The organism is Streptomyces sp. NPDC054765, assembly GCF_053612065.1.
In genome coordinates this window covers 1-23741 of sequence record NZ_JBSHBP010000054.1, presented here as the reverse complement: position 1 = coordinate 23741, position 23741 = coordinate 1, and the positions used below count along the sequence as shown (strand labels likewise).

The following is a 23741-nucleotide window of genomic DNA, read 5'->3' as shown; positions in this document are numbered from 1 at the left end:
GCAAGGTTTCCGCAAGGGCGCGGCAAGCTTTCGTCCGGCCCTACGGGCATCCCCCTGGCAACGGGCCGTCGTACCCGGCGGTCCGGAGCAGCGTCGACATCGAGCACACATGGGGGATGCCATGACGGCATTGCGAATGTTCGAAGGCGAGCAGCACCAATTAAGGGAGTGGCTGACGCTCCCGGGCCGCAAGCGGATCCTGGTCATCGTGCACACCGTGACCTACGGGAAGCGGCTCCAGGAGGTCTTCTCCCTGTTGGAGTCGGATCTGCGGGTCCAGGTGGTGTTCACCGCGCCGCCGCACCCGTTCGGCGAGGGCGTGGCACGGCTTCTGGAACGGCTGGGCAGCGCCGTGCTGCCCTGGGACGAAGCGGTCCGGATGGAATTCGATCTCGCGCTGGCGGCCGGGCCACGCGGTGTGGAGCAGGTCCGTGCGCCGCTGGTCATGCTGCCGCACGGCGCCAACTTCCTGAAGCGCGTCACCGAGGGGACCGGCACCCGCGTGGCCGGCCTCGCGCGGCAGGACCTCGCCCCGGGGGGCCGGGAGCTGCCCGCCGCGGTGGTACTGCCGCACCGGGACGACCTCGACGGCCTGGCGCATGCCTGCCCGGAGGTACTGCCGAGGGCCTCGGTCGTCGGTGATCCCGTCCACGACCGGATGGTGGCCAGCCTGCCCCGGCGCACGGCCTACCGCCGCGCGCTCGGGCTCGGCGACGGGCAGAAACTCATCGCCGTCGTCTCCACCTGGGGGACGCGCTCGTCCTTCGGCGCGATCGAAGCACTGCTGCCCCGGCTGCTGGAGCTGGTGGGGCAGCACCGCAGGGTGGCGGTCCTGGTCCACCCCAATGTCTGGTCCGGTCACGGTGCCTGGCAGGTACGGGCCTGGCTGGCGCAGTGCGCACAGCGCGGCATCGCGGTCGTCCCGCCGGAGGCGGACTGGCGGTCCGTCCTGATCGCCGCGGACACGATCATCGGGGACCACGGTTCGGTGACCCTGTACGGGACGCTGACCGGGGCTCCGATCCTGCTGGCCGCCTCGCCGGAGGAGGAGATCAACCCCGCCTCGCCGGCCGCCGCGCTCGCCCGGACGGCTCCCGCGCTGTCGCCGGCCCACTCCCTCAGGAGCCAGCTGGCGTACACCGCGGCCGAGTACCACCGCCACCACCGGGAGGAGTACGGGGCCATCGCGGCACGGATCACCTCCGAGCCCGGCCGGTTCAGCCGGAACATGCGCCGTCTGCTCTACCGGCTGCTGGGCCTCGGCCAGCCCGCGCATCCGGCGCCCACCCGGCCGCTGCCGCTGCCTCCGCCGCTGGCGTCCTGGGCGGCGGCTCCGCACGGACCGTACGACACGGGGACGGGGGTGTCGGCATGACGGATCCGACGACTGCTGCCGCGCTCTGGGCCGTACGGGGGCGGCGCAGTGTGCGGGTGCTGCCGCGCCGGGCGGCCGGGCACGGTGCCTCGCTCGCGGTCTCGGTCTCCGTGGGGGTGTGCGGGGGGCTCGCCTCCTCGGTGCCGGCCGCGGCGTGGTTCAGCGGGGCGTGCGCCGGCGGCGGCGCGCTGCCCGCCGACACCGATGAACACTTCGCGGTGGACGCCGAGTCCTGCACCGAGGAGCGCTGGCTGGCCTGCGCGGACGTCCTGCACGGCGGCCGGCCGTGGCCGGCCGGGAGTGCGGTCGGCTGGGTGCGGGACACCCTCACCCGCTATACGGGCTGCCGGCTCGCCGGCCTCCCGCTCATCGGGGGCGGCTGGGCCGTCGCGGAACGCATCGGCAGCTGCCGGGTACTGCGGTCGGCGTTCATCCGTACGTCCCCGCCAGGGCCCGAACGCACTCGGGCGGCCTGGGAGTACTCCCTGATGGCTTCGTGTCTGTACGGGCTGGTGGTGACCGGGCATCGCCTGGAAGAGCTGCTGCCCCTCACCGTGCTGTCGCTCACCTGACCGTGCCGTACTGACACTCCATCAGGAGTGAGCACGGGTCACACCGACGCCACCGGTCACACCGACGCCTCCCCAGGCGTCCCGTCCACCGGATCTGCTGGTTCCGCCGGAAGGCCGGCCAGCAGATCCGCCACCCGTTCCGCGTCGGACGGACTCTGCCGGGCGTACAGCTCTTCGGCGCGCACGAAGCAGTCGCGGGCCACCCGGACATCCGCATGCTCCACGGCGCTGTGTCCGAGCATTTCAAGGATCCGCGCCTGCCAGGGCGTCGCGCCGGCCGCCTCGAACACCGCCAGGGCCTCCCTGAGCTCGGACACCCCCGTCTCGTAAGCGCCTTCGCGGACCCGGGCCCGGCCGTGGCAGGCGAGCGCACGGGCGGCGTCATAGGGGTCGTTCACGGCAAGGAGCGTGCTACGGGCCCGCTCGAAATACTCCGACGCGCGCACTCCGCCCCACTGCGCACCCTCGCTCTCCAGTGCCATCTCGCCCAGCACGATGCGCGACAGGGCCGCTCCGCGCGGATATCCGACCGCCTCCCAGGTGCCGATGGCCCGGTTCAGGAAGGCACCGGCCACCTGGAACCGGCCCGCCTGCCGGTGCGCGGAGCCGATCCCGTGCAGCGCCTGGCCCTCGTCCCGGGCGTCCCCGGCTTCCCGGGCGGCCTCCAGCGACCAGGAGAACCAGGTGATGGCGTCGTCGACGCGGCCGGCGACACCGAACCCGATGGCTCCGGAGTTGAGCATCTGGCGTTCCGCGGCCCGGTCCTTGCCGCGCCGGGCCGCGCGCAGACCGACCGCATGGGCCTCCAGCCACAGATCGTGATAGCGCAGCCGGTGGAACAACGGCCACAGGGCATCGACGAGTTGCCAGGCGGTGTCGTCCCAGCCCTCTTCGTACGCCGCCCGCACCGCCGCGAGCAGATCCAGACGGTGGCTCTCCAGCCAGGCCAGCGCGCCGGATGCCTCGGCGAACGGGCAGGGCAGTTCCGGGGGGAAGGCATAGGTCCGGCGCAGTGTCAGCTGGATCGGCGACAGGCACTGCTGGGCCCGGGTGGCCGTCGCCACGTACCAGTCACAGACGCGCCGGAGCGCCTCGGCGCGGTCTTCCGGCGGCTCCTCCGCCCGTCCCCGGGCCTCGGCATGCAGCCGGACCAGGTCGTGAAAGCGGTAGCTGTCCGGGCCGATGTCCTCCACGAGATTGGCCTCGACCAGCACATCGAGCACGCGCTCGGCCTCCTCCAGTGAGAGGGCGCAGGCCGCCGCGGCGACCCGGGCCTCCACCGACCGGGCCGGCAGCAGCGCCAGCCGGCGGTACAGCCGCGCCGCCTCAGGGGGCAGCACCTCATAGGACTCGTCCAGCGCATGGTGCACAGAGGGCTCCCCTTCTATCGCGAGTGCGGCCAGCCGCCTTTGGCCCTGGGTGAGCGCCTCCACCAGGGAGCGCATCGGCTGCCGGGGACGGGAGGCAAGACGGGCGGACGCCAGGCACAGCGCCAGCGGGAGCCCGCCGCAGAACGCGATCAGTTCGCGCGCCTCGTGGGCCTCGCTGCGCACCCGGTCCGCGCCGACGCCCCGGGAGAGCACCTCTTCCGCGGCGGCGGAGTCGAGCAGGCCGAGCTGGTGGTAGAGCGCGCCGTCCGCCCGTAATCCGGTGAGGCGGTGTCTGCTCGTCGCCACGATCAGCCCGCTTCGGCCGCCGGGCAGCAAGGGGCGGACCTGGGCGGCCGAGAACACGTTGTCCAGCATCACGGAAAGCCGGAGTCCGGCCGTGACCGAGCGCCAGAGCGCGGTCTGCTCCCCCAGACCCGCCGGTACCGACCCGACGCCCAGGGCGCGCAGGAATTGGCCGAGTACGTCGGACGGTGTGGCGGGACCGTCGAAGGAGTGGCCGCGCAAGTCCGCGTACAGCTGGCCGTCGGGAAAGTTCTCCGCGGTGGTCCGCAGCCACCGGGAGGCCAGGGAGGTCTTGCCGATTCCGGCCGGCCCGGAGACCACGATCAGCGGTGCCGATTCGTCGGGGCGGCGCGCGAGGAGCGCATTCAGCGCAGCGAGGTCGTGTTGTCGGTCCGTGAAGTGCGGTGACACCGGCAAAAGTTGTCTGGGAACAGGTGGTTGCGCCAGGGGTGCAGGGGTCCCGCGCGCATGGAAATGGATGCCCCCGTGGACCTCACCTGCCTGGACACTGGGTCCGTTGATCCGTGCCGAGCCTCCTATGGCGTTCCCGTCCCGATGCATCCGCAGCCCCCGTCCCGGTACGTCATGGACCGGTGCAGCATTCCCCGCTGTGGCCGGACGGAGTCCCGGCCCTCGGCCGACCGCTCCGATCCGGCCAGCCGGCTCCCCGAGGCTCTCTGGCCCCTGCCACTGGCGAGTGCCATGCTCGCTGCACCGGACAATGCGCCGATTCAGGGGGAGGCGCTGGTGGACATCTACGTACTCGGCCCCATTTGTCTTGGTGCGCGTGACCGCAGAGTCGGTCTCGGCTCCGACAAGGAACGCTGCATTCTGGCCTCGCTCGCCTTGTCGGCAGGCCGCCCCGTGTCCCTGGAAACCCTCGTCGACCGCCTGTGGGACGAGCGCCCGCCGGCCAAGGCCCGGGGGTCCGTCCACACCTACGTCTCGCGCGTGCGCAGGGCCATCCGTACGGCGGCGGCCGGTGCCACGGCAGCGCCCGGTTCCGAGGAGCCCGTACCGAGCCCCGCGGGGCCCCCGCCGGCGATCACCCAGCACGCACACACCTACACCCTGGCCATCACGCCGGAGCGGGTGGACTGGCACCACTTCCAGAAGCTGGCCGCCCAGGCGCGGTCACAGTCCGACGAGGGGAACGACAACGCCGCGGCCACTCTGCTCCACGAGGCGGAGGCGCTGTGGGAAGACGAGGCCCTGGCCGGCCTGCCCGGTATCTGGCCGGAGCGGACACGGGCCCGGCTGGCGGAGGAGCGCCTCGGCGCCGCCACGTCCCGGATCGCGGCGGAACTCCGGCTGCGCCGCTTTCAGGGCGCCCTCGGTCCCCTGTCGTCGCTCAGCGCCCACCATCCGCATGACGAAATGCTCCTGGAATACCTCATGCTGGCCTATTACGGATGTGGTCGGCATGCCGATGCCCTGCGCGTCTACCAGGACGCGCGCCGCCGGCTGAGGGAGGAGCTCGGTACCGACCCGAGCGACCAGCTGACCCGGGTCCATCAGCACATCCTGCGCCGGGCGCCGCTCCGTGAGCTGGTTCCGTACCCGGCAGACGCCCGGCGCGCACGGGCCCCTGAGCGGGCCGTGGACCTCACCGGCCCGCGCCGGAGCGGCGTATCGGCCCCCGCCACCCCGCGGAATCTGCCCCGCCACACCTCCCTCGTCGGCCGCGGTACGGAGCTGCACAGGCTCTGCGCCGCCGTCGTCGACACCACCGACGACCCGGCCGAGGCCGGCCCGGCACCCGCCGTCATCTCCCTGGAGGCGATCTCGGGCATGGCCGGAGTCGGCAAGACGGCGGTGGCGGTCACCGCCGCCGACCACCTCGGCGCGCGGTTCCCCGACGGACAGCTCTACCTCGATCTGCGGGCACACGCCCGCGTCCAGGCCCCGTTGAACGCCGGGGCGGCGCTGGCCACGCTCCTTCGTCTGCTGGGGGTGGCGCCGGACGCCGTCCCGCGCAAGGTCGAGGAACGTACCGCCCTCTGGCAGACCCTGCTCGCGCACAAGCGGGCGGTCGTCATCCTGGACGACGCGGCCGGGACCGACCAGGTGCGGCCGCTGCTCCCCGGCAGCGGCTCGGCCTCGCTCGTCATCATCACCAGCCGCCGCCATCTGGCGGGCCTGCCGGGCACCCGCAGGCTGGCCCTCGATGTCCTGCCCCCGGACGATGCGACGGCGCTGTTCCGGAAGTTCGCGGGGCAGGAGCGCACCCGCGACGCCACCGCGGTCGACCACATCGTCCAGCTGTGCGGCTATTTACCGCTGGCCATCGAAATCGCCGCCAACCGGTTCAACGCCCGCCCGTCCTGGACGCTGACCACGCTCTGGGAGCTGCTCTCCCGGGGGCCGGGAAGGCTGGGCGAATTGCGCGACGGCAATTCGGAGATAGCGCGCGTATTCGAGATGTCGTATCAGACCCTGACCGCCCTCCAGCAGACCGTGTTCCGGCAGCTCGCCCTGCATCTCGGCGCCGAGTTCGGCTCGCATGCGGCGGCAGCCCTGCTGAACCTCCCACTGGAGGAAACCGACCGCCTGCTGGAAACGCTGCTGCACTGCCACTTGATCCAGGAGCCCGCCCCGCACCGTTACCGGTTCCACGATCTGCTGGGGGAGTATGCGCGCGCGCTGACTTTCTCCGAGGACACGGAGGAGGAGCGCAAAGGCGCCCTGCACCGGCTGGTGGACTTCTATCTGCATGCCGCGGACGCGGCCGACCGTCTGCTCTACCCCCGTCGCCTACGGCTCCCACGGCGGAATCCCGGCGCCGCGACAGCTCTGCCCCCCTTGCGCCATGCGGTCCACGCCAAGGAATGGCTCACGGTGGAACGCTCGAACCTCCTCACCACGGAGCGCTACGCACGCGTCCACGGGCCGTCCGACCGCGCCGCCCTGCTGAGCCATGTCCTCGCCGGCTTCCTGGACGCCGAATGCCACTGGACGGACACCGACCGGATGCAACGCCACGCCGCCGAGCACTGGGAGCGGACGGGTGACCGGCATGCGCGGTGTCTGGCGCTGCTCGACCTCGGTGCGACCCACACCAACACCTCGCGCTACCCCCAGGCCGAGGAGGCCGCCCGGCGGGCACTCGCTCTGGCGCGGGCGGTGGACGCCCCGGAAGCGGAGGCCGATGCCCTGCGGGCGCTGGGGATTCTGCAGTGGCACCTGGGCCGGACCCACGAGGCACTCGGCCTGCACCGGGAGACGCTGCGGATACATCTCCGCTCGGGCGACATCTGGGCCCGAGCGCGCTGCGAAAACAACATCGCCATTGCCCTGCTCTTTCTCGGCGAGCCTCAGGATTCCCTGAAACATTTCACCAATGCCATCAAGAACTTCCGGCTCTCGGGCGACGACCGCAACGCCGCAAAGTGCATCAATAACCTCGGTGATTTGCATATGCGCACGGGAAATACAGACCTGGCCAAGCGTGCGTACGAAGAGGCCCTTGCGCTCGCCACGGAACTCGGCAGCCTCGCCGACCAGGTCACCGCCCAGGCGAATCTCGCCGGACTTCTCATCGCCTCACAGGACCCTCACGACATCACGTCCGGACTGGATATGTACCAGGAATGCCTCTGCGCTTTCCGTCGACTCGGAGACCGCCGGAACGAAGGGAATTCCCTGATCGGAATCGGTATCGCACACCACCGTCTCGGACATTACGCCGAGGCCGCCGGACAGCACGGCAAGGCACTGGCCCTCGCCCGTGGCATCGGCGCCGCGAACGAAGAGGCACATGCGCTGCACCGTCTCGGCGCGGCGGAGGCGGCGCTGGGGAACCCGGGTGACGCCGCCGGGCACCTGGAGATGTCCATCGCCCTCGCGGAGCGGATCCAGGCACGGGAGCAGAAGGCCCGGTCGATGGACACGCTTGCCGATGTCCATCTACAGGAAGGCCGCCGTGACGCGGCCCGCGAAATGTTGGAATGTGCTTATGGCATATTCCAAGACCTGGATGAGTCGGAGGCCGCCAGGATCGGCCGACGACTTGCCGCCATCGCCGAATCAGGAACGAGCGACGGAAGGAGCAGGCGAACCTCATGACGCGAAAGGCGCGGCGCCTCTGATTTGCAGGTGACCATCGTTCAAGTTGAGGAAATGCCCCCACCCGTGATCCAATCCCTCCCCTGATAAATGATCACAGTGGGGAATGAATTTGGGCATCCACGCAAGGGTCCTCCGGTCAGCCGGGGCAGCACTCACGGGCACGATTGCCGCGCTGAGCCTGCAGACCCTCACCGCACCGGCCGCAGCGGCGGCGCAGCACACGGCGGCCCCGCAGTACATAGCCGAGGCAGGCATCGCCAGAGCCGGCGCAGACACGATCTGCATCCCGACCCTCAGGCGCGGCCACTGACACCCGTAACGCCCGTAACACCCGTAACGCCCGTACCGCAGGAGCGGCCGCCGCACCCGAGCGGCCGCCCCTCATCCGCCCCGCGCCCTCACGCCGGCAGCGCGATCAGGAACTGCCCCGCGAACAGAAACGCCGCGCAGAAGCCCACACCCGCCGGCAGCCACTGCCAGATGCCGCGCGGGGAGTCGAAGCAGACCAGGTAACCGAGGACGGCGACCACGCCGGTCAGGGCGCCCAGCCAGAAGGGGAGCCCGTCGTGGTGGGTGGCCAGGATGGCGACGGCGGCCAGCAGGCCGAGCACCGCCAGGATCTGGCCCTTGCCGGGTGCGGGCCGCGCAGCCTCGCCCGTAGCGCTCATAGCGCCGGATGCTACCCGGGCGCCGGGGCCCCGGCGGCTTCCCACGCCAGCCGGAACGGAACATCCGCGCTCCGGTTCCCGCCACCGCTCCCCTCCCCTTTCGCAACGCTCTGACCAGGCACGATAGGCCGTTCGACGGTAATGACAACGGTCACCGATGCAGCCTTTGGATCTTTTGCCGAAGTGCGGTTTGCTTCGGAACGAGGAGCCAGGAAGGAGCGCGCCCATGACCGAGCACGCGCACAGCCACGGGCACAGCCACAGCCACAGCCACGGGCACAGCCACGGGGTCTCACCGGACGCCGACCGGCGCTGGCTGCGGACCGCGCTCATCCTGCTCACCGCGTACATGGCGGTCGAGGTCGTCATCGGTGTCCTGGCGCAGTCCCTGGCACTGATCTCGGACGCCGCCCATATGCTCACCGACGCGGTCTCGATCGTGCTGGCCCTGGTGGCGATGCGGCTGGCCGCGCGGCCGGCGCGGGGCGGATACACCTACGGACTCAAGCGCGCCGAGATCCTCTCCGCGCAGGCCAACGGCATCACCTTGCTGCTGCTGTCGGTCTGGCTGGCGTACGAGGCGGTCCAGCGGCTGATCTCGCCGCCCACGGTGACCGGCGGGCTGGTGCTGGTCACCGCGCTGTCCGGGATCGTGGTGAATCTGATCTGCACCTGGCTGCTGTCCCGGGCCAACCGTTCCAGCCTGAACGTCGAGGGCGCCTACCAGCACATCCTCACCGACCTGTTCGGGTTCGTCGCCACCGCCCTCGCCGGTCTGATCGTGCTGACGACGGGCTTCGAGCGGGCGGACGCCATCGCCTCGCTGGTGGTCGTCGCGCTGATGCTGCGGGCCGGTACGGGGCTGGTGCGCGAGTCCGGACGGATCTTCATGGAGGCCGCACCGGCCGGTGTCGACCCGGACGCGCTGGGCGAGCATCTGGTCACCACCGACGAGGTCGTCGAGGTACACGACCTGCACATCTGGCAGATCACCTCCGGGCAGCCGGCGCTGTCGGCACACATCCTGGTGGCGCCCGGCGGTGACTGCCACAAGGTCCGCCGCGGTCTGCAGGACCTGCTGAGCGGCGAGTACGGCATCAGCCACGCCACCCTCCAGGTCGACCACGTCGGCGAACAGGGCGCGCCCGACGACGTCCTGACGCTGAGTCCGCGGCCCGAGCCCGGTGCGGAGCAGCAGGCCGGCCATTGCGAGGACTCCCATGGTCCGGTGCACCGGTCGGGGCCGCACCGGCATTGACCGGGCGGCCACCGCCCCTCACTCGGGTGAACCCCGCCGGACAGGAGGCCGTCTGCCGCCGGTGACGGGGGCGGCGATGCTCGGATGACCGCATGAGAACCGCCGTTGTCTGCGCGCTGCTGTGCGCCGCCACGCTCCCCGGTCCGTCCGCCGCCGCGTACGCCCCGCAAGCACCGCCCGCCCTCTCGGTCACGGTGACCGTGACCGACGGCCGTGACGACGCCGAGGCGGGCAAACGGCTCGACTACCGCATCACCGTCCACAATCTGGGCCCCACCCGGGTCCACGGGGCCCGCATCGAACAGGAGATGCCGGCCACCACGACCTCCGCCACGGCGCCCGGCGGCACCGTCGAAGGGCGCGGCGTGGGAACGCAGAAGGTGATCTGGCGCGCCGATCTGCCGGCCCACGACATCCAGGTGTTCACCGCCACGGCCGTGCTCGGCGACCGCGCCGGCCGCACCGGCACCGGGGCCCCCGGCACCCTGCGCGCCGCCGCCACGGTCTGTGTCTACGTGGGCGAATCCTTCGCCCCCACGGCCTGCTCAGGCGATCTGGACGACATGCCGGAGACGCCGCTGGAGGGCGGTGGCGGCGACAACTGGGGGTGGTGGGCGATGGCCGCCGCGGCCGCCGCACTGCTGGGGCCGGGTGTGGCGCGGGCGGTCCGCCGGCGACGCGCCGCTCGGGCGCGCTGAGGGCGGGCGCCGCTCGCCCTCCCCCAGCCCCGGCCCCTCGCCGCCGGCCGCAACACCACCCCCGGTCACCCATTGGCACCCGCCCCGCTCGCGGCCGGCGCGGGTTCGCACTTGCCTGGGAGAGGGCCGTACGGCGCACGTCCTGCGGGTCTTCCCGGGCCCGGCCGACAGGGGACGCGCCGCGGCGCGGTCCGCCGCCGGGCAGGAAGGACCAGAGGCGATGTCAGTGAGCGCACCCGTACGCCTGGGCGGACGGGTGGCGGAGGGGGCGCGGTCACCGCGTCGGCGCGGGCGGGCGGTGGCCGGTGGGGTGCTGCTGCTGATGGGGGCGTTGCTGCTGCCGTTGAGCCTGGCCGCCACCTGGGCGCGGGCCGAGCTGACCGAGACCGACAGCTATGTGGCGGCGGTGGCACCGCTGGCCGGGAATGCCGCCGTCCAGGACGCGGTCGTCGACGAGGTGACGGACGGGGTGATGGCGCACGTCCGGCTCGACGGGCTGCTGGACGCCGTACCGCGCGCCGAGCGCCCCGCGCTGCGCAAGCACTTCACCCGCGGCCTGCGCGAGTTCGTGGACAAGCAGGTGCGGCAGGTCGTCACCGGCCGCACTTTCCCCGCGCTGTGGAACGGGGTGCACCGGACCGCCCACCGGACCCTCGACGGGAGCCTGACCGCGTCCGGCCGCTCCGCGGTCACCCTCGACCTCACACCGGTCGTGGAGCGGGTCACACACCAGCTGTCCCACAACGGCATGGGGCTCGACATCCTGCGCCGGGTGCCGCGGGCCGGGGTGGAGATCGTGCTGCTGAAGGCCCCGGACGTGCCGCGGATCCGGGCCGTCTACCAGGCCGTTCACACCGGGGCGCGGCTGCTGCCGCCCGCCGCGGCGCTGTGCCTGGCCGGCGGGCTGCTGCTGGCACGGCGCCGGCGGCGGGCGCTGATCTGTACGGGGCTGGGGTGCGCGGCCGCCGCCGCGCTGCTGGCCGCCGCGCTGGCGCTGGTCCGCGGCTGTGCCCTGGACGCGCTGCCCGCCGTGATCTCCCGGCCCGCCGCGGGCGCCTACGCCGATGCGCTCGCCGGTCCGCTGCTCTGCGGGGTCTGGCTGGTCGTCGGCGTGGGCACGCTGACCGCGGCGCTGGCCGCGGCGGGGCCGCCGGCGGCGCGGGCGCTGCTCGCGTGGCGCATCGCCCGTGCCGCCGGCGGTCCCTGACCGCCGGTCAGAGCGCCAGGACCGTCTTGCCCTGTGCCCGGCCGGTGCGGCTGGCCTCCAAGGCCTCCGGCGCCTCTTCCAGGGAGACCTCGCGTCCCACGAGGACCGTCAGACGGCCCGCGTCGACCTGCCCGGCGAGGATCTCCAGCAGCTGCGGGGAGGGGCGGTTGACGAAGTTGAAGCCGCGCAGATTGTGCTCGGTCAGCTCGTCGGCGTCGGCCGAGCCGATGAGCGAGACGGCCGTGCCCCCGTCGCGTACGGTCCGGGTCAGCTCGGCGAACTCGCGGGGACCGCCGGTCATGTCGATCAGCACATCGACCCCGTCCGGATGGGCCGCGAGGACCTGGTCGGCGAGCGGGCCGGCCGTGTGGTCGACGGTCTCCGCGGCACCCAGCGTGCGCATCAGTTCCGCCTTGGCCGGGCGCGCGGTGGCGATCACCTCGGCTCCACGGCCGGCTGCGAGCTGGGTGATGAAGGTGCCGACACCGCCGGTCGCGCCGACGATCAAGACCCGTGTGCCCTCGGTGACCCGGGTCTCCTCGACCAGGTTGTACGCGGTCATCCCGGCCGTCGGCAGCGCCGCTGAGGTGGCATAGGTGACGCTGCGGGCGGCGTGGGCGAGGCGGCTCTCGTCGGTGACAGCGAGTTCGGCGTACGAACCGCCGCCCTGCTCCGGCCGCTGGAACTGGCCGAACACCGCGTCGCCGACGGTGAACCGCCGTACGCCGCTTCCGATCGCGAGTACCTCGCCCGCCCCGTCCGACCCCAGGACGAGGGGGAAGGCGGCCGGCACGGCATCTCCGAACATGCCGTCGGCGATCTTCCAGTCGATGGGGTTGAGTCCGGCGGCGGACAGCCGCACCAAGACCTCACCGGGCCCTGGTTCGGGCTGTGGCAGATCCATGAGCTGCGGTTTTTCACCGAATGCGCTGACTGCTACGGCTCTCATCGTGGCGTTCCCTTCCACCCTTCCGACCGGTGGCCGAAGTGGATCGTAAGCACGCGGGTGGGGCCGGACGCGGCAGGAGGAGAGGCGGTGCGGCGGAAGCAACTCGTACGGCCCCCCGCACCGGGGCTGTCCGGCCCCCGTTCGACGGGGCGCGGCCGGACGGGCCCCCGGCCGGTCCGTACGGTCCACGCCGCCGGCACCTGCCGCCCCGTGTCTCCCGTCGCCGGGCGCCGCCCGGCTCAGCTCCAGCCTGGTGAATTCCCTGGTCCGCGGGTGGCGGCGCCGGGGGATGACGGCTCCGAACGGTCCGCCTCGGGTACATATGACGCCATGCGCGTACTGGTGGTGGAGGCCGAGGAGTTGCTCGCGGACATGATCGCCGCGGGGCTGCGCCGCGAGGCGGTCACGGTGGATGTCGTCCACGACGGCCGCACGGCAGCGGCCGCCCTGTCCGGCGCGTACGACGTGCTCGTCGTGGACCGCGAGCTGCCCGGCCTGCGCGGCGACGCGCTCTGCCGGCAGGTGGCGGAACAGGGGCTGCCGGCCCGGGTGTTGCTGCTCACCGCCCCCGGCACCGGCCATGAACGTGCCGAGGGACGTGGGCTGGGCGCCGACGACTATCTGACCAAGCCGTTCGCGTACGAGGAGTTGCTCACCCGGGTGCTGGCACTGGGCCGGCGGGCCCGCCCCGCTGCGCCGCGGGTCATCGAACGGGCCGGCATCACCGTCGACACCGCGCGCCGGCGGGCGGTACGCGAGGGCCGGCCGCTGGCGCTGTCCCGCACGGAATTCGGGGTGCTGGAGGTGCTGCTGCGCGCCCGGGGCGCGGTGGTCAGCGGCGATGAGCTGATCGAGGAGGTCTGGGAGGAGCACACCAGCTACCGCACCAACGCCGTACGCGTCGCGCTCGGCACGCTGCGCGCCAAGCTCGGCGACCCGCCGGTGATCGAGACCGTGCCGGGCGCCGGATACCGGATGGGCGACGGGGCGGGGACGGACAACGGGGCGGCGACGGAAAGCGGGACGGCGACGGAAAGCGGGACGCTGAGGGCCGGCGGGGCGGGGAGGGCGGCCGCTGCGGGGACGGGCGGCGGGCCGGAAGCAGGCCTGGGACCGGAAGCGGGTGCGGGACAGGGAACGGGCCTGGGGCCGGGAGCGGGCTGACCTGACGGCTCGTGACTCCGCCCGCCCACCCGATTGCCCGCATGACAGGTCCGGTCGCACGCTGCGGGATTCAATGGCGCAATGATCCGGTTCGAGTCCGTCACCAAGCGCTACCCCGACGGGACCACCGCCGTCGACGATCTCTCCTTCGAGGTCGGCGAGGGGGAGCTGGTGACCTTGGTGGGACCGTCCGGCTGCGGCAAGACGACGACCATGATGATGGTCAACCGGCTGATCGACCCCACACACGGGCAGATCTATGTCGACGGCTCGGACATCGCCGGTGTCGACCCGGTCGCACTGCGCCGCCGGATCGGCTATGTCATCCAGCAGACCGGCCTCTTCCCGCATCGCACCGTCCTCGACAACACCGCCACCGTGCCCTTTCTGACCGGGTGGAAGAAGGCCAAGGCACGCGAGCGGGCCGCCGAACTCCTGGACCTGGTCGGCCTGGACCCCGCGGTGTACGGCTCGCGCTACCCCGAGCAGCTCTCCGGCGGCCAGCGCCAGCGCGTCGGGGTGGCCCGCGCCCTCGCCGCCGACCCGCCGGTGCTGTTGATGGACGAGCCGTTCGGTGCGGTCGACCCGGTCGTCCGCGACCGGCTGCAGAAGGAGTTTCTGCGGCTGCAGGCCACCATGCACAAGACGGTGCTGCTGGTCACCCATGACATCGAGGAGGCCATCCGGCTCGGCGACCGGATCGCGGTCTACGGGGAAGGCCGGATCGAACAGTACGACACCCCCGCGAGCGTCCTCGGCGCCCCTGCCACCCCCTATGTCGCCGAATTCGTCGGCACCGACCGTGCGTTGAAGCAGCTCTCGGTCACCGGAATCGACCGCGGCGACCTCGAACGCCCTCCGCTCGTCCGGCTCGGCGAGCCCGCCGCAGAGGCCGCGACCCGGCTGCGGGCCGAGGGTGCCCGCTGGGCGGTGGTGCTCGACGAGGAGGGCGAACTGCACGGCTGGGTGGGCACCGGGGAACTGGCCGGCGTGGAAGGCACGGTCGCCGGCCACGCCCGCCGGATGGAGGCCTGGGTACCGGTGACCGGCACCCTCAAGGCGGCCTTCAGCGAGATGCTCAAACACGACGCCGGCTGGATCGCGGTCCTGGACGGCCACCGGTTCCTTGGCGTCCTCACCCCGACCAAGCTCCATGAGGCGCTGCGCCGCACCATCGACTCGGACGGGCGAGGGGTCCCGCGCGAGCGGGCCGAGGTGGATTCGGTACCGACGGAGTGAGCTCGCGGGAAGGGGCTGTTTCACGTGAAACGGCCCGCCCTGCTTATGTGCGTGCCTGTGTGCGTGCCTGCCTGCCCGCCTGCGTGGCGTTTCACGTGAAACACCACGCCGCCGCACCGACGGAGGTCAGCCCTTGGGCAACAGCCCTTTGGACTGGAGGTAGTTGCGCGCCACATCCGCCGGCAGCCGCCGCCAGCTGTCCACCTGCTCATTGAGGTACGCCAGATCGGCGGTGGTCAGGACCTTGTTGAGGCGGTTGAGCGCGCCGGCCGCCCGTTCACTGCCCGCACGGGCGCGGTTGACGACGGGCACGACGTAATCGGCGTTCTGGAGCTTTTTGTCGTCGGTCAGTAGCACCAGACCGAACTGGTCGAGGGTGGCATCGGTGCTGGTGGTCAGCACCATCTGGTCCTGCCCGGTCTGCACGGCCTGTTTGGCGGGCGTGGTGCCGACGCCCTTCGGGTCGATCGCGGTGATGGTGATCCCGTACCGCTTCTTGAGCCCCGGCGCGCAGAACGGCCGCTGCACACACTCGTCGCCCGCCGCAAGACGCACCGGCAGCTTGGCACGCCCCAGGTCGCTGAGGGTCTTGAGGTGGTACTTGCGGGCGTATGCGGCGCTCACCGCGAAGGCGTTCTGGTCGACGGCCCGGCCGGCCGGGAGAACGGTCAGACCGCGGGGGCCGGCGAGCCGGCGCAGCGCGGCCATGGTGACGCCGAGGTCCGGCGAGGCGACCGGGGGCGCCTCGGCCCCCTGGTTCTTGGCGTTGAGCCAGTCCGCGAAGGTCGCGGCGTACTCGGGGACGACATCGATCTGCCCGGCTTCCAGCGCGGGTTCGTACAGCTCGCGGTTGCCGACCGTCAGGACATGGGTCCGGTATCCGGCATGACTGAGCAGCGCCGCATACATCTGGGCGAGCAGCTCGCTCTCCGTGAAGCCCGCCGACCCGATGGCCAGATCGTGGCTGTCGCCGGGGGAGGTGGTGATCGCGGCACGGCTCTCCAGGGAGGGACCGGTGGTGCAGGCCGAGAGCCCCACCGCGGTGAGGACCACGAGGGCCGCCACGACCGCCCTCACCGGATCCGCCCCCGTACCCAGCCCGGTGCGAACCGCTGCGCCGTCTCGAAGGCGGCCTCCATCAGCAGCGCGAACACCGCGACCAGCACCGCACCGGCCACCACCTGGGGGGTGCTGGCCAGGTTGAACCCCGCGGTGATGATCCGGCCGAGCCCGCCGCCGCCCACCAGCGCGGCGAGCGTGGCGGTGGCCACCAGCTGCACCGCGGCGATCCGGATGCCCGTCAGGACGAGCGGAAAGGCGAGCGGCACCTCGACCCGCCACACCAGCTGCGTCCCGGTCATCCCCATGCCCCGCGCGGCCCGCACCACGTTCTGGTCGACCTCGCGCATCCCCACGTAGGCATTGGTCAGCAACGGCGGGATGGCGAACAGCACCAGCGCAATGATCGTCGGCCACTGGCCGTACCGCCCGATGGGGGTGAGCAGAAGCAGGACGAGTACGGCGAAGGTCGGCACCGCGCGGCCGATGTTGGCGAGGTTGACGGCCAGCGCGCCACCGCGGCCCAGGTGGCCGAGGGTCAGGGCGACCGGCAGTGCGATCAGGGAGCTGATCACCAGACAGGCGAAGGTGAGCACGAGGTGCTGTCCGAGGCGGTGCCAGACCCCGTTCTCACCCGACCAGTTGGCGGCGGTGGTCAGCCACGTCCAGACCGCGGAGAGGGTGTTCATGTCCGTCGCCCGGCGACCGTGGCCGGCGGCCTCGCCCCCGCGGTGGAGCGGGTCCGCACCCGTGCCTTACGGCCGGCCCGGCGCCAGGGAGTGAGCAGCCGTTCCGCGCCGAGCAGCAGCAGATCGAAGACGATCGCGATGATCACGCACAGCACGGACGCGGTGAGCACCTGCGCCTTGAAGAAGGAATTCATGCCGGCGTAGATGAGGTTGCCCAGCCCGCCGTACCCCACGATCGCGCCGACGGTGGTGAGCGCGACGGCCGAAACGGTGGCGATCCGCAGCCCGGCCATCGCGGCCGGTACGGCCAGCGGCAGCTCGATGGCCAGGAGTTGGCGCGTCGGACCGTACCCCATGCCGCGGGCGGCCTCCTTGGCCTCGGCGGGGACGCCGTCCAGCCCCGCCAGGATGTTGCGTACGAGCAGGGTGAGGGAGTACAGCGCGAGGCCCACCACGACGAGGGTGGCGGACAGCCCGTAGAACGGCAGCAGCAGCGAGAACATCGCCAGCGACGGGATGGTGTAGAGGACCGTGGTGATTCCCAGCACCGGTCCGACCGTCCAGCGCCTGCGGCGGGCCAGCAGTGCCAGCGGGACCGCGATCACCAGCCCGAGCGCCACCGAGATCACCGTCAGCTGGAGGTGCTGGCCGACCGCGTCGAGCAGGATCTGCCGACGGGTGCTCAGATAGTCGCCGCAGATCCAGTCGTTGCGGGCCAGACAGTCGTCCGGCGGCGGTGCGGTCACGGTACGAGTCCACCCCGGCGGGGGCGGGGTGTCGCGGCGGGCGCATCCGATCGGGGTGGCTACGGAGGACCGCCGCCGACGGCCGCCCGGCCCACTCGGCCCGCCCGCTCCCCCCACTCCGCATACCCGCCTCACATACACACCCCACGTATACATGCAGTGTGTACTGCCTATGTATAGTTCCTTCGAGTTCGTTCGCCGCGGAGACCGAGGCAGGGCGCGACGCGGCGATACCGCGTACGCGCCGGCCGCACCATGCGCAAAACCGCAGGTCACTGGCTCGTCCTCCACCGACCGCACCGACCGCATCCGAAGGGAGACCCGCATGCCGCAGCAGATTTCCGCGGCCCGCCGCACGTCCATAGCCGGGCTGCTGGCGGCCACGTCCCTGGGCCTCGCCCTCAGCGGCTGCGCGACCTACGACGTCACCGCGCCGACGGACGCCCGCGCCGACGCCCCGGCGGCCGCCGTCAAGGCGAAGGACGCCCAACTCGCCGCGGCCCGGGGAGCGGAGAACGGCGACGGCACGAACGGGACCGGGCAGGACGCCAGGAACGGGGGCAAGAAGGCCCCGCGGGGCGGCGGCCGGACCACGGCGCACGGCGCGGCCGGTGACGACGTCGACTGCCGCAAGGCCAAGTGCGTCGCGCTCACCTTCGACGCGGGCCCCAGCGAGAACACCGGCCGTCTGCTGGACATCCTCAAGAAGGAGCAGGTGCACGCCACCTTCTTCATGCTCGGCAAGAACCATGTCGACAAGCGCCCCGCCGAGGTCCGGCGGATCGACGCCGAGGGCCATGAACTGGCCAACCACACCTGGTCGCACCAGATCCTGACCGACATCAAGCCCGCCGAGGCCAAGCGCGAGCTGTCCCTCGTCCAGGACGCGGTCCGCAAGATCACCGGCAAGACGCCCCGGCTGATGCGCCCGCCGCAGGGCAGGACCGACGAGGAAGTCTCCGAGGTCAGCAAGGATCTCGGCCTGGCGCAGGTGCTGTGGAGCGTGACCGCCAAGGACTACGAGACCAACGACTCGGCCCTGATCACCAAGCGGGTGCTCGACCAGACCGAGCGCGACGGCATCATCCTGCTGCACGACATCTACAAGGGGACCGTGCCGGCCGTACCCGGCATCCTCAAGGAGCTGAAGAAGCGCGGCTACACGGTCGTCACGGTCTCCCAGCTGCTGTCCCCGGCGAAGCCGGAGCCGGGGATGGTCTACCGCCCGTAGCGTCCGGCACGGGGGACCGGGCGCCGGGTGAGTCGCAGCCGGACGGCCGGTGCCGGGCTGCTTCCCGTCATCCCGGCCGGACCTCCGTGGCCTGGGACTGCCCCACCGGCGCCGTCCCGCTGAACCGGTGCCACCAGTGCCGGCGCCGGGGATGCACGGCGCGGCCCAGCCGGCGTCCCAGCAGCAGATAACCGATCAGCGCGCCGGAGCAGTTGAGGATCACATCGTCGATGTCGAACGCCCGGCCGGTGATCAGAGCCCCCTGCACCAGCTCCACCAGCAGCATCACCAGCGCAGTCGCCACCCCGACCCGCAGCAGCCCACGCGCCTGCGGCAGCAGCACCGGCAGCAGCACCCCGAACGGCACCCCCAGCACGACATTGCCGCCGAGCTGCTTGACCGTATCGGCCAGGTGCGGTTGCGCCAGATAACTCCGGATCGAGTCGCCGGGGCGGAGATTGGGGTGGGTCAGCGGCACCGAGGCCGCCGACGGGGTCAGCGTGACCCGCGCCAGCGCCACCGCGAAAGCCACCATCGCGGCGAACGCCAGCACCAGCACAAGGACCCGGACGGCCAGCGGGGCCCGCGCGGCCACGGGGGACCACGCCGCCTCGTCGCCCTGTTGCGTACGCGCCATGAGGTCACTCCCCGGTGTGCGAGATGCGCAGTGCGCCGATGGGAAGTCCGGTTACCCGGGGTTCAGCGAATCATGTGGAAGGGCCGGACGGCCGCCCCTCAGGCGGCATGCCCCGGACGAGGAGGCATGCCCCGGACGAGGCGACACGCCCCGGACGAGGAGGCACGCCCCGGACGAGGCGACACGCCCCGGACGAGGCGACACGCCCCGGACGAGGCGACACGCCCCGGACGAGGCCGGACGGTCCACCGGCCCTACGGCACACGGCGCCCGCCTCGGCCCAGGGGCCGTGGCTCACAGCCCACGGCCCACGGCCCACCCACGGCCTGACGGCACCCACCACCACGCCACCGCCCCGCCGCCGCATCGCCCCACCGCACGCAACAGGGGCGCCGGACTGCTCCGACGCCCCTGCTCAGCTCCTGTGCGGCTCACCCCTGGGGGCGCTCCGCCTCCACCCGCCGGTGTCCCTTGTCGTCGGACGCCGCCGGCGCCTTGGAGGCCCCGGCGTGCTGCCCCGGGGCGCCGCCCTTCGCCACACCTGCGCCCGGCTTGCGCGGCGGGGCGACAGCCTGGGTGTCCTGCGGGAACGTCAGCTGCTGGCTCTGCCACTCCAGGGCCGGCACGACCTCGCGCCGCCAGGTCGAGAACTGGTGGCTGCCCTGCGGCAGGATGATCGAGTCGACCGTCATCGGCGACTTGGCGGCGTGGATGAACTTCATGGTCTCGCCGTAATCCGCCTCGCCCTTACGGCTGCTGGCCACCAGCGCGGAGATCTGCGGCGCGGGCATGTTCTTCAGCCGCCACAGCAGATCGTGCTCGTGCTCCCGCTTGGCACCCACCGGACCGGGACCGAAGAGGCTGCCGGTGGTCAGATCGTCCTTGATCGCATAGTCACCGGAGAGCGAGACCGCCGAGGTGTAGGCCTTCGGGTTGCGCATCGCGAGCTGCAGCGAGCACGTACCACCGGACGAGTACCCGAACGCGCCCCAAGCACTGGGGTCATGGCCCACCCGGTAGGCCGACTTCATGGCGTCCGGCAGATCCTTGGTGAAGAACGTCTCGGCCTGCGGCCCGCCCGGTACATCCACACACTCGGTGTCCCGCGGCGGCGCGATCGTCGGCCGGACCATCACGATCACCGTCGGCTGCATCTTGTTCTGCGCGATCAGCCGGCCCGCGCTCTGCGGCACCTGGAGATGCTGCGCAAGGTTCATGATCCCGCCGGGGTAACCGCTGATGACGACCATGACGGGGAACCGCTGCCGGCGGAACTGCTGCTGGAAGTACTGCGGCGGCAGATAGACGAAGCCCGGGTTGATGGCCCGCGTACGGCGGCCGACGATCCGTACGGACTCGACCTTGCCCACCTTGCTCGCGGGCCCCTTGGGCAGTCCGGTCACCCGGTCGAGGCCCTGCGGACCGGCCGGCTGGATCAGTCCGCCCTTGATGTTGCCGACGGAGGCGTACTGCCCGCCGCCCTGGCTCACGGACACCGGGGCCTTGTCATTGTTGCCCAGCAGCTCATCCCAGTTGCCGTAGAACTCGAAGTTCGTGTTCACGGCGAGGGCGAGTGCGCACACGATCGACACCTGGGTGGCCACGATGGCGCCCAGTCTGCCCAGAACGGGGCCCACCCCGCGCCGCGACAACCGGGGCCAGAGCCACACCGTGGCGGCGACACAGGCCACCGCCAGCACGATCACCGTGTATTCGAGCGACTGACTGGTCAGCCCCATGCGCCCACATCTCCCGTCACCCTCGAAAGGGTTCTTGCCTTCTTACCGGCCGCCAAAGGCACAACGGGCGGCTCCTGACAATGGTCACCGGAGAAGACGGGCACACCTGCGCATCGGATACCTGAACGACTCACTTCTTACCCAGCTCTTGCCACATCGTTTCCGCGGCGTGATGTGCGGCGCCGCCTCGGCGCCGTGAACGGGCAGCGATCCGGGCGGGAAGCGGAGGCCACCCCCGCCCCACGAGCCCCTGACGTCCCTCGGCTCACGATGTCCTGTCCGTCCTCACGCCATACACCCACCACGCAAGACCAGCCCAACTCACCTTCCCCGCATGGCCGTTACGACGCACCTTCCTCCACATTCGCCCCGCCCCCCTCGCCCACGTGCCGCACCACGGCCGCCACCCGCCGCTCCTGCACGCTCGGCTCGCAGACGGCGGCTCCGGCGGGAAAAAGGCAGGAACCGGCAGGAACTACGGGATCCCACCGCGCCGTTCCGCGCCGTTCCGCGCCGACCGCCCATCCGAACACCCCGTCAAGGCTGCCCGGCGCATTCCCGTCCGTGCGTATGTCCGGGGGCATGTGAGGGCCCCGCCGGGCAGCCGGCCCGTTCAGCCCGGTGCAGTGATACGTCCCGTCGGAGAACCCTTACGGGCTGCCGTGGAGGTTTTGCGGACGGCCGAGGAGGTTCTGCAGGCGCGAGAGGAACGGTGCGGACGCCCGAACCACCTCATACGCAGGCCGGACGCATCCTGGCCGCGGCGACTGAAACCATCCACCCCCACAACACCCCCGGATGGCCCACCACACAAGGCGCGGGGTCCCACGATGAGGCCGGTGTCGGCCGCTACCCTTACGTATCCGTCCTGGTCAGGGACATGTCTGTGCTTCACGGACATACGCCGCACCCACCACACACAAGAGAGGTTCGCCGATGGGCATTCGGAGTCTGCTGCGCAACGCTTTCGGTCGCTCCAAGGCGACCCGTGAAGAAACCGGCGCGGCCCCGAGCGGCGCCGACAAGCCGGAGTCCGCGACCATCCCGGAGGCCCGCGAAGAGTCCGTCCCGGCCGTCACCACAGCCACCCCGGAAGCCGAGGTCCCGGCCGCCCGGACGGCCCCCGCGGAGACTCCCGACCCGGCCCCGACGACCGCGACGCTGCCGGCCCAGGGCGGCCGGGCGGACCGCGGCGACCGGGCGGCGGAGACGTCCGCGGTGCGGGAGGACGAGGCGGCGGCCGAGCCCACCACGACGGCCGAGCCGTCCGCCGCCGGGACAGCCACCGCTGAAACGGCGGCCTCCGGGACGACCGAAGAGACCGAGAAGGCCGAGAAGGCCGAGAAGGCCGAGAAGGCCGAGACGACCGAGAAGGCCGAGGCGGACGCCGCCGAGAGCAAGACCGACGAGGCCAAGACCCACGAGGGCAGCGGCGACGACAAGGACGAGCCGGCCACGGTCGGCTCCGCGGCGGACGCCGTCACCGCGGACGCCGCCCCGGCCCCCTCCGACACCGTCTCCGACCTCGTCAGCCAGGCCTTCGACAACCCGGGCCAGGCTCCGGCGGCAGCCGCCGAACCGACGGCTGATGCCACCGAGCCGGAGCCGGAGCGTGAGGCGGAGGCGGAGCGTGAGGCGGCGCCGGCGAACGAGCCTGCGGCGGAGATCGTCGCCGAGCCCGTGGTCAAGACGGTTGCGGAACCGGCGGCCGAGCCCGAGGCGGAGCCGAAGGCCGAGGCCGAGCCGGCGAACGAGCCGGTCGCAACGGCGGACCCCGAGGCCGAGCCGGTGACCGAGCCCGGAGCCGGGGCGAAGGCCGAACCCGCAGCCGAACCCGCGGCCGAACCCGCAGCCGAACCCGTGGCGGAACTCGCCGCCGAGCCGGACGCCGAGGCGTTCGTCGAGCCGGTCGCCGAGCCGGACGCCGAGCCGGTCGCCGAGCCGGTCGCCGAGCCGGTCGCCGAGGCGAAGCCGAAGGAGGCAGGCCAGGACAAGGCCGCGGCCTTGCTCGCCACCGCGGCCCCCGCACTCGTCAGCCTCTACAAGTCCGCCGGCGCCACCCTGGACAAGCACGGCCTCGCCACCCAGCGCGCCGCCGTCTACCTGGTCCTCGACCGCTCCGGCTCGATGCGTCACTACTACAAGGACGGCACGGTCCAGAACCTCGCCGAGCAGGCCCTCGGCCTCTCCGCACACTTCGACGACGACGCCACCGTCCCCGTCGTCTTCTTCTCCACCGACATCGACGGCACCGCCGAGATCGACCTCACCCACTACGAGGGCCGCATCGCGGAACTGCACGCCGGCCTCGGCCACATGGGCCGTACGAACTACCACTGGGCCATCAACGCCGTCATCGAGCACTACAAGAAGTCCGGCTCCACCGCCCCGGCCTTCGTCATCTTCCAGACCGACGGCGCCCCGACCTCCAAGCCGGCCGCCGAAAAGGCGCTCTGCGAAGCGGCCGGACTCCCCATCTTCTGGCAGTTCATCGGCTTCGGAGACCCGGACGCCAAGGGCTTCGACTTCCTCCGCAAGCTCGACGACCTGACCGTCCCGGAGAAGCGCGCGGTCGACAACGCCGGCTTCTTCCACGCCGGCCGCGACCCGCGCAGCCTCTCCCACGACGAGCTCTACCAGCAGCTGATGGTCGAGTTCCCCGAGTGGCTCGCCGAGGCCCGCACCGCCGGCGTCCTCAAGGACAACTGACCTCACCCGCCAGTCCGCTCACGACACCCACCGGCCGCGGCCGGGCCTCTGCGGCCCGGC

Annotated in this window: 17 protein-coding genes and 1 pseudogene; 10 read left to right on the top strand and 8 right to left on the bottom strand. The window is 72.0% G+C overall.

Features of this window, described 5'->3' with window-relative positions; all coding sequences use genetic code 11:
• Positions 1 to 121: 121 nt before the first annotated feature.
• Complete coding sequence (locus ACWGJY_RS28015; RefSeq protein ID WP_453263635.1) at positions 122 to 1375, top strand: hypothetical protein; 1254 nt, start codon at positions 122 to 124, stop codon at positions 1373 to 1375.
• Positions 1372 to 1947, top strand: coding sequence for a hypothetical protein (locus ACWGJY_RS28010; protein ID WP_453263634.1), 576 nt, complete (start codon positions 1372 to 1374; stop codon positions 1945 to 1947). The genes ACWGJY_RS28015 and ACWGJY_RS28010 overlap by 4 nt, the downstream gene beginning before the upstream one ends.
• Positions 1948 to 2003: 56 nt before the next feature.
• On the opposite strand, the gene ACWGJY_RS28005 is transcribed toward ACWGJY_RS28010, so the two are convergent.
• Complete coding sequence (locus ACWGJY_RS28005; protein ID WP_453263633.1) at positions 2004 to 4031, bottom strand: NB-ARC domain-containing protein; 2028 nt, start codon at positions 4029 to 4031, stop codon at positions 2004 to 2006.
• Positions 4032 to 4322: 291 nt separating this feature from the next.
• On the opposite strand from ACWGJY_RS28005, the gene ACWGJY_RS28000 reads away from it, so the two are divergent.
• Positions 4323 to 7685 (top strand): BTAD domain-containing putative transcriptional regulator, encoded by a 3363-nt coding sequence (locus tag ACWGJY_RS28000; RefSeq protein ID WP_453263632.1) that lies wholly within the window; start codon positions 4323 to 4325, stop codon positions 7683 to 7685.
• Between the two features lie 401 nt (positions 7686 to 8086).
• Here the strand turns inward: ACWGJY_RS28000 and ACWGJY_RS27995 are convergent, their stop codons facing one another.
• On the bottom strand, positions 8087 to 8356 hold the full coding sequence (locus ACWGJY_RS27995; RefSeq protein ID WP_453263631.1) for a hypothetical protein: 270 nt from the start codon (positions 8354 to 8356) through the stop codon (positions 8087 to 8089).
• 226 nt (positions 8357 to 8582) lie between these two features.
• Here ACWGJY_RS27995 and ACWGJY_RS27990 point away from each other — a divergent pair, with 226 nt between their 5' ends.
• The 3 genes from ACWGJY_RS27990 to ACWGJY_RS27980 all read left to right on the top strand — a co-directional run bounded on the left by ACWGJY_RS27990 (position 8583) and on the right by ACWGJY_RS27980 (position 11519).
• Positions 8583 to 9614: a cation diffusion facilitator family transporter gene (locus ACWGJY_RS27990; RefSeq protein ID WP_453263630.1), complete on the top strand. Its 1032-nt coding sequence runs from the start codon at positions 8583 to 8585 to the stop codon at positions 9612 to 9614.
• Between the two features lie 92 nt (positions 9615 to 9706).
• The gene (locus ACWGJY_RS27985) at positions 9707 to 10312 is read left to right on the top strand and encodes a hypothetical protein (RefSeq protein ID WP_453263629.1); all 606 of its coding nucleotides are present in this window, start codon (positions 9707 to 9709) and stop codon (positions 10310 to 10312) included.
• A 220-nt stretch (positions 10313 to 10532) separates the two neighbouring features.
• Positions 10533 to 11519 carry a hypothetical protein gene (locus ACWGJY_RS27980; RefSeq protein ID WP_453263628.1) on the top strand — a complete coding sequence of 329 codons (987 nt, stop codon included), beginning with the start codon at positions 10533 to 10535 and terminating at the stop codon, positions 11517 to 11519.
• Between the two features lie 7 nt (positions 11520 to 11526).
• Here the strand turns inward: ACWGJY_RS27980 and ACWGJY_RS27975 are convergent, their stop codons facing one another.
• A complete protein-coding gene (locus ACWGJY_RS27975) occupies positions 11527 to 12468 on the bottom strand; it encodes an NADP-dependent oxidoreductase (RefSeq protein ID WP_453263627.1) in 942 nt (313 codons plus the stop codon).
• A gap of 330 nt (positions 12469 to 12798) precedes the next feature.
• Between ACWGJY_RS27975 and ACWGJY_RS27970 the strand changes: the two are divergent.
• Together ACWGJY_RS27970 and ACWGJY_RS27965 are read left to right on the top strand one after the other, a co-directional pair.
• Positions 12799 to 13482: pseudogene (locus tag ACWGJY_RS27970) on the top strand (response regulator transcription factor); the annotation flags it as partial.
• Positions 13483 to 13713: 231 nt separating this feature from the next.
• On the top strand, positions 13714 to 14871 hold the full coding sequence (locus ACWGJY_RS27965) for an ATP-binding cassette domain-containing protein (RefSeq protein WP_453263626.1): 1158 nt from the start codon (positions 13714 to 13716) through the stop codon (positions 14869 to 14871).
• A gap of 126 nt (positions 14872 to 14997) precedes the next feature.
• On the opposite strand, the gene ACWGJY_RS27960 is transcribed toward ACWGJY_RS27965, so the two are convergent.
• From ACWGJY_RS27960 to ACWGJY_RS27950, 3 genes are read right to left on the bottom strand one after another with little or no spacing between them, the layout of a single operon-like run.
• On the bottom strand, positions 14998 to 15936 hold the full coding sequence (locus tag ACWGJY_RS27960) for an ABC transporter substrate-binding protein (protein WP_453263625.1): 939 nt from the start codon (positions 15934 to 15936) through the stop codon (positions 14998 to 15000).
• Positions 15937 to 15944: 8 nt separating this feature from the next.
• Positions 15945 to 16619 (bottom strand): ABC transporter permease, encoded by a 675-nt coding sequence (locus ACWGJY_RS27955; protein WP_453263624.1) that lies wholly within the window; start codon positions 16617 to 16619, stop codon positions 15945 to 15947.
• Positions 16616 to 17365 (bottom strand): ABC transporter permease, encoded by a 750-nt coding sequence (locus ACWGJY_RS27950; protein WP_453263623.1) that lies wholly within the window; start codon positions 17363 to 17365, stop codon positions 16616 to 16618. Before ACWGJY_RS27950 ends, ACWGJY_RS27955 begins: the two co-directional genes overlap by 4 nt.
• A 325-nt stretch (positions 17366 to 17690) precedes the next feature.
• Between ACWGJY_RS27950 and ACWGJY_RS27945 the strand changes: the two genes are divergently transcribed.
• Entirely contained in the window at positions 17691 to 18596 is a 906-nt protein-coding gene (locus ACWGJY_RS27945; RefSeq protein WP_453263622.1) for a polysaccharide deacetylase family protein, read from the top strand.
• A gap of 67 nt (positions 18597 to 18663) precedes the next feature.
• Here the strand turns inward: ACWGJY_RS27945 and ACWGJY_RS27940 are convergent, their stop codons facing one another.
• Positions 18664 to 19233, bottom strand: a complete 570-nt coding sequence (locus ACWGJY_RS27940) for a VanZ family protein (RefSeq protein WP_453263621.1) — start codon at positions 19231 to 19233, stop codon at positions 18664 to 18666.
• 431 nt (positions 19234 to 19664) lie between these two features.
• Complete coding sequence (locus ACWGJY_RS27935; RefSeq protein WP_453263620.1) at positions 19665 to 20972, bottom strand: alpha/beta hydrolase; 1308 nt, start codon at positions 20970 to 20972, stop codon at positions 19665 to 19667.
• Positions 20973 to 21908: 936 nt separating this feature from the next.
• Here ACWGJY_RS27935 and ACWGJY_RS27930 point away from each other — a divergent pair.
• Complete coding sequence (locus ACWGJY_RS27930; RefSeq protein WP_453263619.1) at positions 21909 to 23681, top strand: VWA domain-containing protein; 1773 nt, start codon at positions 21909 to 21911, stop codon at positions 23679 to 23681.
• Positions 23682 to 23741: the final 60 nt, after the last annotated feature.

Coding starts and splice junctions, on each gene's coding strand:
- ACWGJY_RS28015 (WP_453263635.1), top strand. CDS start 122: ATGACGGCATTGCGAATGTTCGAAGGCGAGCAGCACCAATTAAGGGAG.
- ACWGJY_RS28010 (WP_453263634.1), top strand. CDS start 1,372: ATGACGGATCCGACGACTGCTGCCGCGCTCTGGGCCGTACGGGGGCGG.
- ACWGJY_RS28000 (WP_453263632.1), top strand. CDS start 4,323: ATGCTCGCTGCACCGGACAATGCGCCGATTCAGGGGGAGGCGCTGGTG.
- ACWGJY_RS27995 (WP_453263631.1), bottom strand. CDS start 8,356: ATGAGCGCTACGGGCGAGGCTGCGCGGCCCGCACCCGGCAAGGGCCAG.
- ACWGJY_RS27990 (WP_453263630.1), top strand. CDS start 8,583: ATGACCGAGCACGCGCACAGCCACGGGCACAGCCACAGCCACAGCCAC.
- ACWGJY_RS27985 (WP_453263629.1), top strand. CDS start 9,707: ATGAGAACCGCCGTTGTCTGCGCGCTGCTGTGCGCCGCCACGCTCCCC.
- ACWGJY_RS27980 (WP_453263628.1), top strand. CDS start 10,533: ATGTCAGTGAGCGCACCCGTACGCCTGGGCGGACGGGTGGCGGAGGGG.
- ACWGJY_RS27975 (WP_453263627.1), bottom strand. CDS start 12,468: ATGAGAGCCGTAGCAGTCAGCGCATTCGGTGAAAAACCGCAGCTCATG.
- ACWGJY_RS27965 (WP_453263626.1), top strand. CDS start 13,714: ATGATCCGGTTCGAGTCCGTCACCAAGCGCTACCCCGACGGGACCACC.
- ACWGJY_RS27955 (WP_453263624.1), bottom strand. CDS start 16,619: ATGAACACCCTCTCCGCGGTCTGGACGTGGCTGACCACCGCCGCCAAC.
- ACWGJY_RS27945 (WP_453263622.1), top strand. CDS start 17,691: ATGCCGCAGCAGATTTCCGCGGCCCGCCGCACGTCCATAGCCGGGCTG.
- ACWGJY_RS27940 (WP_453263621.1), bottom strand. CDS start 19,233: ATGGCGCGTACGCAACAGGGCGACGAGGCGGCGTGGTCCCCCGTGGCC.
- ACWGJY_RS27935 (WP_453263620.1), bottom strand. CDS start 20,972: ATGGGGCTGACCAGTCAGTCGCTCGAATACACGGTGATCGTGCTGGCG.
- ACWGJY_RS27930 (WP_453263619.1), top strand. CDS start 21,909: ATGGGCATTCGGAGTCTGCTGCGCAACGCTTTCGGTCGCTCCAAGGCG.